Below are 12,553 nucleotides of genomic sequence, written 5' to 3'. Positions count from 1 at the left end.
CGACCGCAAGCTCCGCACCACCCGCGGTCTGGAGCCGCAGGCCCGCACCCGCCGACTGGTCGGCATGCTCGCCCGCCGCGGCTACTCCGAGGGCCTCGCCTTCCGCGTCGTCCGGGAGGCACTGGGGGAGGAGAGTGAAGGCCTCGGCGAGGATTGGTGACGGATCATCAGTCATCGGCATCAACTCTCGATCGCATCTTGACCGTTTCGTAACCTGCGCTTAGCCTCGCAAGCAGTGAGGGATCACTTCGATCACGCTACGGCCTGCCGTGCGCAGGATCGGTCGGAGTCGGTTCCGCGTACCACCCCCCGGTCCCCGGCAGTTCCCTCACCGCCGCACCGACACAGCGCGCAGGCACGGGGAGTGAGGCCGGGATGAGGATCGCGATGGGCACCGGATCGGTCGCCTCCCTGCTGCTGACCGCCGTCCTCTGCCTCGTCCTGGCCCTCACCTGGTTGATGATCCGGCGTCTGCAGGCCGCCCAGCGCCGCGCCGTCGGCGAGGCCGAGCGGGCGCGCACCTGGGCCGAGACCCAGGCCGCCCAGCTGCGCGCCGAACTCGACCGCCGCGAGGAGCGGTTGGCCGAGGAACTGCGCCGGCTGCGCGCCCAGGAGGACGAACTCGACCGCCGCGCCACGGAACTGGACACCACCCGGGCCGAACTCGCCGAGCTGGAGACCGATCGGCGCCGCGCGCTGGAGACCGCCGCCGGGCTGACCGCCGCCCGCGCCCGGGAGGAACTCACTCGCGCCGTCGAGTCGGAGGCCCGCCGGGACGCGGCCGTCACCGTCCGGGAGATCGAGCGCCGGGCCAAGACCGAGGGCGACCAGCGGGCCCGCGAGATCATCGCCGGTTCGATCCAGCGGCTGGCCGCCGAGCAGACCGCCGACACCGTGGTGGCCGCCTTCAAGCTGCCCAACGAGGACATGAAGGGCCGGGTGATCGGCCGCGAGGGCCGCAACATCCGGGCCTTCGAGGCCGTCACCGGGGTCAACCTGATCGTCGACGACACCCCCGAACTCGTCCAGCTCTCCTGCTTCGACCCCGTCCGCCGGGAGGCCGCCCGGCTGACCCTGGAGGCGCTCACCGCCGACGGCCGGATCAACCCGCTGCGGATCGAGGAGGTCCACGAGCGCAGCCGCGCCGAGGTCGAGCGGCTCTGCGTGCGGGCCGGTGAGGACGCCCTGCTCGCCGTCCAACTCGACGGCATGGAGCCGGAGCTCGTCCGGACCCTCGGCACCCTGCGGTACCGGACTTCGTACGGGCAGAACGTGCTCGGGCACCTGGTGGAGTCCGCGCACATCGCCGGCATGATGGCGGCCGAACTCGGCGTCGACCAGGACCTGGTGAAGCGCTCCGCGCTGCTGCACGACATCGGCAAGGCGCTCAGCCACGAACTGCCGGGCAGCCACGCCGCGATCGGCGCGGAGTTCGCCCGCCGGCACGGCGAGTCCGCCGAGGTGGTGCACGCGATCGAGGCCCACCACGGCGAGGTCGACCCCAAGACGGTCGAGGCGGTGCTCACCCAGGCCGCGGACGCCTGCTCCGGCGGCCGCCCCGGTGCCCGCCGGGAGTCGCTGGAGGCGTACGTCCGACGGCTGGAGCGGCTGGAGGAGATCGCCCGCTCGCACGAGGGCGTCTCCAAGGTCTTCGCGATGCAGGCCGGGCGCGAGGTGCGGGTGATGGTCCAGCCCGAGAAGGTCGACGACCTGCGGGCCAAGACCATCGCCCGGGAGGTCGCCCGGCAGGTCCGCGAGGAGCTGACCTACCCGGGGCAGATACGGATCACCGTGGTCCGCGAGAGCCGGGCCACCGAGTTCGCCCGCTGAGCCCTGCGGCGTCCCTGTGCCCTCCCTGCGGCGCGTCAGCGGCGCCCCGCGCCGTCCCGGGCAGCCTTCTCCCGGGCGGCGTCCTCCCGGGCCGCGGTCTTCCGTGACGCCGCATCCGGATCGCGTTCCGGCGTCCGGTCGGCGCCGGCGCCGCCGGCCGGGAGCTGGGCCGGCCCGCCGCGGGCGCCCTCCGCGAGGCTGCGCAGCTCCTCGGCCCGGCAGCCCTGGGTGGTGCCGACCAGGTGCCCGTCCGGGCGCACCAGCAGCACGGTGTGCGGCTCGGCCCCCGGGTACTCCTCGGTGACCAGCACCTCGGCCGGGACGGGCAGCGCCGCGGCCACCTCGGTGAGCCGCGGCATCATCCCGGCGCCCAACCAGTGCCGGGACGACCAGACGGCCGTGCCGGGCGCGACCAGCACCAGCAGGAAGCCCAGCCCGAGCCGGGCGCGCAGCCGGTCCGGCGTGCCCTCGGTGGTGACCACCGCCAGGTCGGGCACCTGCACGCCCGGCGCGGTCGGCGGCAGGTTCTCGGTGAGCGAGGTGGCACGGGCCGCGCGCTGCTCCGGGACCTGCCCGGGCACCCCGGACGGGGCGGCCGGGTAGGCGGGTGCGCCGCCGAAGCGGCCGGTGCCGAGCTGGCCGTCCGCCAGCAGCGGCGCGTGCTTGCGGAACGAGCCGGTGAACATCGACCGCCGGGTCTGCTGCCAGCCGCGCAGCGGCCGCAGCAGCGGCATCGCCTGGTCCACCGCGCGCAGCCGGGCGCCGACGGCGCTGCGCCGCTCGGCCTCGTAGCCGTCCAGCAGCGCCCCGCCGGGCTGCGGCCCGCCGGAGGGGAGGTGCCAGGCCAGGGCGAGCCGCCAGGCCAGGTTGTCGGCGTCGCGGAGCCCGTCGACGAGGTTCTGCATGCCGAGGGCGCCGTGCAGGTGGGCGGCGTCGCCGGCGAGGAAGCAGCGGCCGGAGCGGAACCGGGCGGCGAGCCGCTGCTGGGCGGTGTGGTCGGCGGCCGCGAGCAGCTCGTACGCGGGGAGTTCGCCGCACCAGCCGGTGAGGGCGGCGCGGACCCGGGTGAGCAGGGTGTCGCCGGTGACGATGCCGGGCCAGGTGGCGTGCGGGTCGACCGGTTCGGTCGGGGCGGGGCGGCCCGGGGGCAGCCGCCAGTCGAGGCGCCACAGGCCGTCGGGCAGCGGGCGGGCGGAGGCCTCGCGGTCGCCGCGCCACGGGGGTTCGCGGTGCAGCCGGGCCTCGCCGGGGAAGGGCAGGTCGACGCGGACGGTGGCGACCGCGTGCCGGTCGACGGCGGGCCGGCCGGGGAAGCGGATCTTCAGCAGCTTGCGGACGGTGGAGCGGGCGCCGTCGCAGCCGACCAGGTGGCTGCCGCGCCACCAGGTGGAGGCGCCGTCACGGGTGCCGGTGGTGCGGACGCTGACGCCGTCCCGGTCCTGTTCGAGTTCGACGACGCGGGTGAGCGGCGCCAGCTGGATCAGCGGGGTGGCGGTGACCGCGTCGCGCAGGCCGCGCTGCAGCCGGTGCTGCGCGAGGTGCAGCACCGGCTCCTCGTCGAGCGGGATCCGCAGGACCTCGGCGCGTCGGCGCCAGACCGTGAAGGCGTCCCAGCGGGCCGCGTCGGAGGCGGCCCGGGTGTAGCCGAGGCGTTCGAGCAGGGCGGTGGTGTCGGGGCCGAGGACGACGGTGCGGGGGCTCTCCGGGCAGAGGCCCGCGCCCTCGTCGAGGACGATGCTCGGCACCTCGTGCCGGGCCAGGGCCAGGGCGAGCGACAGCCCGACCGGCCCGGCCCCGACGACGATCACCGGGTCCACGCGGGGACCTCCGGGCGTGCGGGATCAGCATGTGCCGCGGGGGTGGTCCCTGGTGGTGTCACGAAGAGCAATGCAACAGATCGCCTGGGTTGACGTCAAGCAGCAGCAGGTGTGCGCCGGTTCGCGCCGCGTCGGCCGCGCGCCTCGAGCCACTTGGCGAGGCCGGTGAGGGCGAGGCACAGGCCGATGTAGAGCGTGCCGACGACGATCACCACGGGGATGTACGGATAGCCCGTGGAGTTGCTGGCGATCAGCTTGCCCGCGTAGAGCAGTTCGGGGTAGGTGATGACGAAGCCGAGCGAGGTGTCCTTGAGGGTGACCACCAGCTGGCCGATCATCGCCGGGAGCATCGACCGGACCGCCTGCGGCACCAGGATCAGCGCCATGACCTGGGTCTTGCCCATGCCCAGGGCGTAGGCGGCCTCGCCCTGGCCGCGGGGCAGCGCGAGGATGCCGGTGCGCATGATCTCGGCCTGGACGGCGCCGTTGTAGAGGGTGAGCCCGAGGACGAGGGCCGGCATCGGCTCCGAGGGGAACACCGCGTGGTACAGCGCGAAGATCATGATGAGCAGCGGCATGGCGCGGAAGAACTGCACCAGGGCCGAGGACACCGCGCGCACCGGGAGGTGGTCGGAGAGCCGGCCGGCGGCCAGCAGCGCGCCGAGCACGATCGACAGCACACCGGCCAGCGCGAAGACCTTGAGGGTGGCCACCATGCCGTCGAGGATGCGCTGCTGCACGGCCGTGTACTGGAACGGGTCCCACAGCTGGGGGTCGAACTGCCCGGCCGCGTCCAGCTTGGCGTACACGTACCAGCCGAGGCCGGCGATGGCGAGCAGCGACAGGACGCCGAACAGCCGGTAGCGGAGCGTGGCCTTCGGGCCGGGGGTGTCGAAGAGGACGGTCGCGGTGGCGGTGCGGGTGCTCATCGGACCACCGCCAGGCGGCTCTCCAGGAACCGGAACACACCGCCGACGGTGAAGCTGACCAGCAGGTAGGCCAGCGCCACCCAGAAGAAGATCGCGAGGATGGCGTACCCCTTGTCGCTCAGTGTCGCCTGCACGCTGTAGAGCTCGGCGACGCTGAACGCGCCGGCGATCGCCGAGTTCCTCGGGAGGGCGATGAAGATGCTGCTCATCGGCGGCAGCACGGTGCGGGCCGCCTGCGGCAGCACGACGTGGAGGAGGGTCTGGCCGAAGGACATGCCCAGGCTGCGGGCGGCCTCGGCCTGCCCGAAGGGCACCGTGTTGATGCCCGAGCGCAGCACCTCGCAGACGAACGAGCCGGTGTAGGCGCTGAGCGCGATCACCGCGAAGGTGAAGTTGTCGAAGTGCACGTCCAGCCGCGGGAGTCCGAAGATCACCGCGAAGAACAGCAGGGTCAGCGGGGTGTTCCGGAAGGTGTTCACCCACACGGTGCCGAACACCCGCAGCGCCGGGACCGGGGAGACCCGGAAGGCCGCCAGCACGGTGCCGAGCAGCAGCGCGAACAGCGCACTCACCGCGCTGAGCTCGATCGTCTGCAGGAAACCGTCGCGGAAGAGCGCGAAGTTGTCGCCCTCGAACAGTATGCCCACGCCGGCGGCCCTCCTCTCTAGGTCGTTCGGCCGGTCCCGGACCGGATCAGTAGCGCTCGAGCGGCGGCACGGCCGGGGCGGCGGCACCGGACAGGCCGAGCGTCGCGTCGTACGCCTTCTTCCAGTCGCCGTTGTCCTCGTGGGCCTTCAGCGCGTTGTTGATGGCGTCCCGCAGCACCTTGTCGTCGTGGTTCAGGCCCACGCCGTACTTCTCGGCGGAGAAGGTCTTGCCGACGACCTTGAGCTTGCCGGCGTTCTTGGCGCCGAAGCCCTTGAGGATCGCGTCGTCGGTGGTGACCGCGTCGATCTCGCCGGTCAGCAGCTTGTCGACGCACTGGGCGTAGTTGTCGTACTGGACGACCTTCTTGCCCTCGCCGACGTACTTCTGGATCTGGGTCACCGAGGTGGAACCGGTCACCGAGCAGACGTTCTTGCCCGCGACCGACTCCGGGCCGGTGATGGCGGTGTTGTCCTTCTTCACCAGCAGGTCCTGGCCGGCGATGTAGTACGGGCCGGCGAAGGAGACCGAGGCCTTGCGCTTGTCGTTGATGCTGTAGGTGCCGACGTAGTAGTCGATGCCGCCGCCGCTGATCTCCGTCTCGCGGTTGGCGGAGACGACGGTCTTGAAGTCGATCTGGTCGGGCGCGAAGCCCAGGTCGGCCGCGATCATCTTGGCGATCTCGATGTCGAAGCCGGTGCGGGTGTTGGCGGTGACGTCCTCGAAGCCGAGGTACGGCTGGTCCGCCTTGGCACCGATGGTGAGCTTGCCCTTGGCCTTGGCCTTCTTCCACACCGGCGAGGCGTCCAGGTTGGCGGACTTGTTCACGGCGTAGGTGGGCAGGGTCGGCGCGGCGGCGTCGGAGCCGGCCGGCGAGCCGTCCTTGCCGCAGGCGGCGACGGCGGTCAGCGCGAGCACCGACAGGGCGGCGGCGATGGTGCGACGAGTCCTCATGAGGGTTGGCTCTCCTCGGTAGTGGCCACCGGACGACCGGGGGCCGGGCTGGACCTTCCGTGACTGCGGCCGGGCACCCCGTCGGGCCCGGCCGCTCTGGGTCGGCGCGCAGAGGGGCGCCGCGGCGTTCAGTGACTCAGGATCTTGGACAGGAAGTCCTTGGCGCGGTCCGTCCGCGGGGCGGTGAAGAACGCGTCCGGGGTGTTCTCCTCGACGATCCGGCCGTCCGCCATGAACAGCACCCGGTTGGCGGCGGAGCGGGCGAAGCCCATCTCGTGCGTGACCACGACCATCGTCATGCCCTCGGCGGCGAGCTGGCGCATGACCTCCAGCACCTCGGTGACCATCTCCGGGTCGAGCGCGGAGGTCGGCTCGTCGAAGAGCATCACCTTCGGCCGCATCGCCAGCGCCCGGGCGATCGCCACGCGCTGCTGCTGGCCGCCGGAGAGCTGCGCCGGGTACTTGTCCGCCTGGGCGCCCACGCCGACCCGCTCCAGCAGCTCGCGGGCGGTGGCCTCGGCCTGGGCGCGCGCGACACGGCGCACCTTCACCTGGGCCAGGACGACGTTCTCCAGCACCGTCTTGTGCGCGAAGAGGTTGAAGCTCTGGAACACCATGCCGACCTCGGCGCGCAGCCGGGCCAGCTCCTTGCCCTCCGCAGGCAGCGGCCGGCCGTCGATGGTGATGGTGCCCGAGTCGATCGTCTCCAGCCGGTTGATCGTCCGGCAGAGCGTCGACTTGCCGGAGCCGGACGGCCCGATCAGCACCACGACCTCGCCCTGGCGGATGCTCAGGTCGACGTCCTGCAGCACGTGGAGGGCGCCGAAGTGCTTGTTGACGCCGGACAGCACCACCAGCGGAGCGGTTGCGGCCGCGGCATCGGTGACGGCGGTCTCGGTCATCGCGCGGTAGCTCCTCGTCTCTGACCCGGGGTGAACTCCCGCGGGTGGCAGTGCTGGTGGTGCGAAGTGGATCGACCTGGTGCGTCGAACTGGTGCCGGGGGCCGGAGCCGGCGGAGCCCGCAGCCCCCGGTGGGCCGACCATAGGAGGCCCGACGATGCCATGTCAGTCGATCTGAGCGGAACTTGAGGATCACGATCAGGCCACGCACGGCCGCCGGGAGGTCACCCTGCGCACCGGGACGGGTCCGGACGGCTCCGGGTATCGGCTCGGTAACGGCCCGCGGCCGCGGCCCCCGGCGACCGGCCGTGTGCGGTGCGATGGGCCGGGGCGGCGCGTCCGCCCCGCAGACGCCGGTGTCGCCGCCCCCGGGGCGGACGGCACAATACTCCGAACCGCGTGGCCGTACCGGTCGGGCCGCCCACCCGGCACACTGGCCGGACAGGCCACCGCGGCAACGGGAGAAATGGGAGGTACCGGATGCGACTGCTGCTCGTCGAGGACGACGACCGGGTCGCCGCCGCGCTCACCGCTGTCCTGGGCCGGCACGGCTTCCAGGTCAAGCACGCGCGCAGCGGGCACGAGGCGCTGGACGCGCTCGTGCCCGACGGCAACGATCCGTTCCGGGTGGTGCTGCTCGACCTCGGGCTGCCGGACCGGGACGGCTTCGAGGTGTGCAGCCGGATCAGGGCCGGCAGCGGCGTCCCGGTGATCATGGTGACCGCCCGGGCCGACATCCGCTCCCGGATCCACGGCCTCAACCTCGGCGCCGACGACTACATCACCAAGCCCTACGACATGGGCGAGCTGCTCGCCCGGATCCACGCCGTCTCCCGCCGCGGCCTGCCCGCCGCCCCGGCCGGCCCGGCCGAGCAGGCCGGCGGACCGCTCGCCTCCCGCGGCATCGTGATCGACCGCGAGCGCCGCCGGGTCAGCGTGCAGGGCCGCGACGTGCCGCTCACCCGCAAGGAGTTCGACCTGCTGGCGCTGCTCGCGCAGAGCCCCGGCGTGGTCTACCGCCGCGAGCAGATCTTCAGCGAGGTCTGGCGCAGCGGCTGGGAGGGCAACGGCCGCACCCTGGAGGTGCACATCGGCTCGCTGCGCACCAAGCTCGGCCTGCCCGGCCTCGTCGAGGCCGTCCGCGGCGTCGGCTACCGGCTGATCGCCGAGCAGCCCGCGGACGACGCCGACCGGGCCGCACCGACCGGGGCCCCGGGCACCGCCGGCACGGACGCCGCCGGTACGGACAACGCCGGCACCGGCACCGCGGAGCGCTGAGCCCGACGTGCAGAACCGCCTGCTCGGCATCCTGCTCTCCCTGATGGCCTGCGTGCTGGCGGCCCTCGGGCTGCCGCTGGCCGCCGCCGTCGCCGCGGCCGAGCAGAGCCGGGTGGTGGTCGACCGGATCGACGACGCCGCCCGCTTCGCCCAGGACCTGCCGACCCAGGGCCGGGCGGGCTCCGACACCGCCGTCAAGGGCGGCACCGAGCCCGACGCCGGGGACACCACACGGCTGCGCATGCTCGCCCTGGAGGCCTCCCGCTACCACGACCTGTACGGCGCCCGGGTCGGCATCTTCCAGCGGGACGGCAGCTCCGTCGCCGTCGCCCCGGTCGGCTGGACGGTGCCCGAGGAGGGCCCCGGCGCGCAGGCCTTCCAGGAGGCGCTGGACGGGCGGCGCAGCCACAACCCGCCGCAGGTCTGGCCGTGGACCCCGGACCGCACCATCACCGTCGCCCTGCCGGTGGTCCGCGACGGCGACGTGGTCGCCGTGGTGATCACCGAGTCGCCGACCGGCCCGATGCGCGCCCGGGTGCTGCACAGCTGGCTGTGGATCGGCGCCGGCGAGGCGCTCGCCATGATCGTCGCCGTGCTGCTCGCCCTCCGGCTGACCGGCTGGGTGCTGCGGCCCGTCCGCACCCTCGACCGGGCCACCCACGACATCGCCACCGGCCGGCTCAACGCACGGGTCGCCGCCAGCGGCGGCCCGCCGGAGCTGCGCCGCCTCGCCCGCTCCTTCAACGACATGGCCGACCACGTGGTGCTCGCCATCGACCAGCAGCGGGCCTTCGTCGCCGACGCCTCGCACCAGCTGCGCAACCCGCTGGCGGCCCTGCTGCTGCGGGTGGAGCTGCTCGGCCTGGAGCTGCCCGAGCGGCACCAGGGGGAGGTCGGCGCCGTCCGTGAGGAGGGCATCCGGCTGGCCCGGGTGCTGGACGACCTGCTGGGCCTGGCCACCGCCGAGCACGCCCGCCCGGAGCCCGAGCCGGTGGACCTCACCGCGCTGGTGCTCGCCCGGGTCGACGCCTGGCGCCCGGTCGCCGACCAGCGCGGCATCGACCTGGCCTGGGACGGCCCCCCGGTCGCGTACGGGCTGGCCGACCCGATCGGCTTCGGCAGCGCGCTGGACGCGGTGCTGGACAACGCCCTGAAGTTCACCCCGTCGGGGCGCCGGGTGGCCGTCGACACGGTGCTGCGCAAGCGCGAGGTCAGCGTGGCGGTGACCGACTCCGGCCCCGGGCTCACCGAGGAGGAGCTCGGCCGGATCGGCGACCGCTTCTGGCGCAGCCCCCGCCACCAGAACGTGGACGGCTCCGGGCTGGGCCTGTCCATCGCCCGCACCCTGCTGCTCGCGGGCGGCGGCTCGCTGGACTTCGCCCCGGCCGAGCCCGGCGGGCTGACCGTGGTGCTGTCCGTGCCGCGCCGCCGCGACTGAGACCCCGCCCGGCGGCGGCCGTGGCCCTGGTCCTGCGGTCCCTCAGGGCTTGATCGAGGTGTAGTACCGCCGGGCGCCCTCGTGCAGGGGCAGCGGGTCGGTGTAGACGGCGGTGCGCAGGTCCACCAGCTGCGCGGCGTGCACCTGGGAGCCGATGGTGTCCCGGCTGTCGATCACCGCCCGGGTCACCCCCTGCACCAGGTCGGGGTCCACGTCGTCGCGGGTGACCAGCAGGTTCGGCACCGCGACCGTCGGCACCGCGGTGCCGGCCGGCTCGGCCTTCGGGTAGGCGTCCTTGGGGATGGTCGCGGCCCGGTACGCGTCGGTGCCGCCGCCGCCCTCCTGCTGGTGCAGCGCCTCGGCGAGGTCGGCCAGCGGCACGATCCGGATCCGGTAGCGCTCCGACAGGTCGGTGAGCGCGTTGGTCGGCAGGCCGCCGGACCAGAAGAACGCGTCGATCCGGCCGTCCCGCAGCTGGTCCGCCGCGTCGCCGACGCCCAGCAGCGCCGGCCGGACGTCCTTGTCGATGTCCAGGCCGGCCGCGGCCAGCAGCTTGCGGGTGACGAGGTTCACGCCGGACTTCTCCTGGCCCACCCCGACCCGCAGCCCCCGCAGGTCGGCCGTCCGCCGCACCTTGGAGTCGGCGGGCACCACCAGCTGCAGGTAGTCGTCGTAGAGCCGGGCGATCGCCCGCAGGTGCCACTTGGACGGGCTGTTGAAGCCCGCCACCGCGTCCGCCGTCGAGATCGCGAAGTCGTCCCGGCCGGCGGCCACCCGCTCCAGGTTGTCCACCGACCCCTGGGAGTTGTCCAGGCGCATCCGCACCCCGGGCATCGCCGTGGAGACGTAGCCCTGCAGCAGCTGCCCGTAGCGGTCGTACACGCCGCGCTGCACGCCGGTCGAGAAGCCGATCTCGCCCTTCGGGTAGCCGGGCGAGGCGCCGGAGGACAGCCACCACCCGGTGAGGGCGCCCGCCACCAGCAGCAGCACCAGGCCGATCGGCACCGGCCGGCGGCGGGCGGCGCGGCGCACGGCGGCACCGAACCGGGCGGGTATCGAGGACTGGGCCATGCAGGGATACTGCCAGGCCGGACGGCCCGGCGGGAGGGCCGTCCCACTGCCCGTACCCTTGCAGGCGTGGGTATGGAGGAGAGCTTGCGAACTTACAAGGTCGTCACGTACGGCTGCCAGATGAACGTCCACGACTCCGAGCGGCTGTCCGGCCTGCTGGAGGAGGCGGGCTACGCGAAGGCCGCCCAGGACGCCGACCCGGACCTGGTGGTCTTCAACACCTGCGCGGTCCGCGAGAACGCCGACAACAAGCTGTACGGCAACCTGGGCCGGCTGGCCCCCGTCAAGCAGCAGCACGAGGGCATGCAGATCGCCGTCGGCGGCTGCCTCGCCCAGAAGGACCGCGACACCATCGTCCGCAGGGCGCCCTGGGTCGACGTCGTCTTCGGCACCCACAACATCGGCCACCTCCCCGCCCTGCTGGAGCGGGCCCGGGTCGAGGAGCGGGCGCAGGTCGAGATCCTCGAATCGCTGGAGACCTTCCCCTCCACCCTGCCGACCCGCCGCGAGTCCGCCTACGCGGCCTGGGTCGCCATCTCGGTCGGCTGCAACAACACCTGCACCTTCTGCATCGTCCCGGCGCTGCGCGGCAAGGAGGAGGACCGCCGGCCCGGCGACATCCTCGCCGAGGTCGAGGCGCTGGTCGCCGAGGGCGTCGTCGAGGTCACCCTGCTCGGCCAGAACGTCAACTCCTACGGCTCCGACCTGGGCGACCGCGAGGCCTTCTCCAAGCTGCTGCGCGCCTGCGGCGACATCGAGGGCCTGGAGCGGGTCCGCTTCACCTCGCCGCACCCGCGCGACTTCACCGACGACGTGATCGCCGCGATGGCGGAGACGCCGAACGTGATGCACCAGCTGCACATGCCGCTGCAGTCCGGCTCGGACACCGTGCTCAAGGCGATGCGGCGCTCCTACCGGCAGGCGCGCTACCTGGAGATCATCCGCAAGGTCCGCGAGGCCATGCCGGACGCGGCGATCTCCACCGACATCATCGTCGGCTTCCCCGGCGAGACCGACGAGGACTTCGAGCAGACCCTGCACGTCGTCCGCGAGGCCCGCTTCACCAACGCCTTCACCTTCCAGTACTCCAAGCGGCCCGGCACCCCGGCCGCCGAGATGGACGGCCAGATCCCGAAGGCGGTCGTCCAGGAGCGCTACGACCGGCTGATCGCCCTCCAGGAGGAGATCTCCTGGGAGGAGAACAAGAAGCAGGTCGGCCGCCGGCTGGAGATCCTCGTCGCCGAGGGCGAGGGCAAGAAGGACGACCGGACGGACCGGCTCTCCGGCCGCGCCCCCGACAACCGGCTGGTGCACTTCACCCGGCCCGCGGAGGGCGTCCGGCCCGGCGACGTGGTGACCGTCGAGATCACCTACGCCGCCCCGCACCACCTCCTCGCGGAGGGCGCCCCGATCGGCGTCCGGCGCACCCGGGCCGGCGACGCCTGGGAGAAGCGGCAGGCCGCCCCGGCCGCCAAGCCGGCCGGCGTGATGCTCGGCCTCCCGACGATCGGCGCCCCGGTGCCGGCCGCGGCCCCGGCGGGGCCGGGGTGCGGCTGCGACTGACGTTCCCGTCGGGACCCGCGCGGGGGGGGGGCCCCGGCCGGGGCGGTCGCCGCGCCCGGGGTGACCCCCCCCCCCCGCCGGGGGCCCCGGGCCCCGCCCCCCCCCCCCCCCCCCCCCCAAGTGCGCC

10 protein-coding genes and 1 pseudogene are annotated in these 12,553 nt (G+C 73.7%); 5 read left to right on the top strand and 6 right to left on the bottom strand.

The genetic code is table 11. The annotated features are described in order from the left end of the window. Window positions 1-160, top strand: a pseudogene (locus tag ABZ641_RS14385) (recombination regulator RecX); the annotation flags it as partial. 215 nt (window positions 161-375) lie between these two features. Then, complete coding sequence (gene rny / locus ABZ641_RS14380; RefSeq protein WP_344623206.1) at window positions 376-1,830, top strand: ribonuclease Y; 1,455 nt, start codon at window positions 376-378, stop codon at window positions 1,828-1,830. Between the two features lie 35 nt (window positions 1,831-1,865). Here the strand turns inward: rny and ABZ641_RS14375 are convergent, their stop codons facing one another. From ABZ641_RS14375 to ABZ641_RS14355, 5 genes are all read right to left on the bottom strand, one after another. Next, on the bottom strand, window positions 1,866-3,647 hold the full coding sequence (locus ABZ641_RS14375; RefSeq protein WP_344623207.1) for an FAD-dependent monooxygenase: 1,782 nt from the start codon (window positions 3,645-3,647) through the stop codon (window positions 1,866-1,868). A gap of 95 nt (window positions 3,648-3,742) precedes the next feature. After that, window positions 3,743-4,576 (bottom strand): amino acid ABC transporter permease, encoded by an 834-nt coding sequence (locus tag ABZ641_RS14370; RefSeq protein WP_344623208.1) that lies wholly within the window; start codon window positions 4,574-4,576, stop codon window positions 3,743-3,745. Further along, window positions 4,573-5,223 (bottom strand): amino acid ABC transporter permease, encoded by a 651-nt coding sequence (locus ABZ641_RS14365; protein WP_344623209.1) that lies wholly within the window; start codon window positions 5,221-5,223, stop codon window positions 4,573-4,575. Before ABZ641_RS14365 ends, ABZ641_RS14370 begins: the two co-directional genes overlap by 4 nt. A 46-nt stretch (window positions 5,224-5,269) precedes the next feature. Continuing rightward, window positions 5,270-6,175 carry a glutamate ABC transporter substrate-binding protein gene (locus ABZ641_RS14360; RefSeq protein WP_030272562.1) on the bottom strand — a complete coding sequence of 302 codons (906 nt, stop codon included), beginning with the start codon at window positions 6,173-6,175 and terminating at the stop codon, window positions 5,270-5,272. Window positions 6,176-6,303: 128 nt separating this feature from the next. Continuing rightward, window positions 6,304-7,032, bottom strand: a complete 729-nt coding sequence (locus ABZ641_RS14355; RefSeq protein ID WP_344623287.1) for an amino acid ABC transporter ATP-binding protein — start codon at window positions 7,030-7,032, stop codon at window positions 6,304-6,306. A gap of 524 nt (window positions 7,033-7,556) precedes the next feature. On the opposite strand from ABZ641_RS14355, the gene ABZ641_RS14350 reads away from it, so the two are divergent. Together ABZ641_RS14350 and ABZ641_RS14345 are read left to right on the top strand one after the other, a co-directional pair. Then, window positions 7,557-8,354, top strand: coding sequence for a response regulator transcription factor (locus ABZ641_RS14350; RefSeq protein ID WP_359981792.1), 798 nt, complete (start codon window positions 7,557-7,559; stop codon window positions 8,352-8,354). A 7-nt stretch (window positions 8,355-8,361) separates the two neighbouring features. Next, the gene (locus tag ABZ641_RS14345; protein WP_344623211.1) at window positions 8,362-9,792 is read left to right on the top strand and encodes a HAMP domain-containing sensor histidine kinase; all 1,431 of its coding nucleotides are present in this window, start codon (window positions 8,362-8,364) and stop codon (window positions 9,790-9,792) included. A 42-nt stretch (window positions 9,793-9,834) separates the two neighbouring features. On the opposite strand, the gene ABZ641_RS14340 is transcribed toward ABZ641_RS14345, so the two are convergent. Continuing rightward, complete coding sequence (locus tag ABZ641_RS14340) at window positions 9,835-10,863, bottom strand: TAXI family TRAP transporter solute-binding subunit (protein ID WP_359981789.1); 1,029 nt, start codon at window positions 10,861-10,863, stop codon at window positions 9,835-9,837. Between the two features lie 72 nt (window positions 10,864-10,935). Between ABZ641_RS14340 and miaB the strand changes: the two genes are divergently transcribed. Beyond that, window positions 10,936-12,426, top strand: coding sequence for a tRNA (N6-isopentenyl adenosine(37)-C2)-methylthiotransferase MiaB (miaB, locus tag ABZ641_RS14335; protein ID WP_344623288.1), 1,491 nt, complete (start codon window positions 10,936-10,938; stop codon window positions 12,424-12,426). The last annotated feature ends 127 nt before the right edge of the window (window positions 12,427-12,553 follow it).

The sequence above is a fragment of the Kitasatospora sp. NPDC007106 genome, from assembly GCF_040634455.1.
Classification (GTDB): Bacteria; Actinomycetota; Actinomycetes; order Streptomycetales; family Streptomycetaceae; genus Kitasatospora; species Kitasatospora arboriphila.
Note: the sequence above shows the minus strand (reverse complement) of the source record. Positions and strands in the feature narration are given on the sequence as shown.

Coding starts and splice junctions, on each gene's coding strand:
- rny (WP_344623206.1), top strand. CDS start 376: ATGAGGATCGCGATGGGCACCGGATCGGTCGCCTCCCTGCTGCTGACC.
- ABZ641_RS14340 (WP_359981789.1), bottom strand. CDS start 10,863: ATGGCCCAGTCCTCGATACCCGCCCGGTTCGGTGCCGCCGTGCGCCGC.
- ABZ641_RS14360 (WP_030272562.1), bottom strand. CDS start 6,175: ATGAGGACTCGTCGCACCATCGCCGCCGCCCTGTCGGTGCTCGCGCTG.
- miaB (WP_344623288.1), top strand. CDS start 10,936: ATGGAGGAGAGCTTGCGAACTTACAAGGTCGTCACGTACGGCTGCCAG.
- ABZ641_RS14350 (WP_359981792.1), top strand. CDS start 7,557: ATGCGACTGCTGCTCGTCGAGGACGACGACCGGGTCGCCGCCGCGCTC.
- ABZ641_RS14370 (WP_344623208.1), bottom strand. CDS start 4,576: ATGAGCACCCGCACCGCCACCGCGACCGTCCTCTTCGACACCCCCGGC.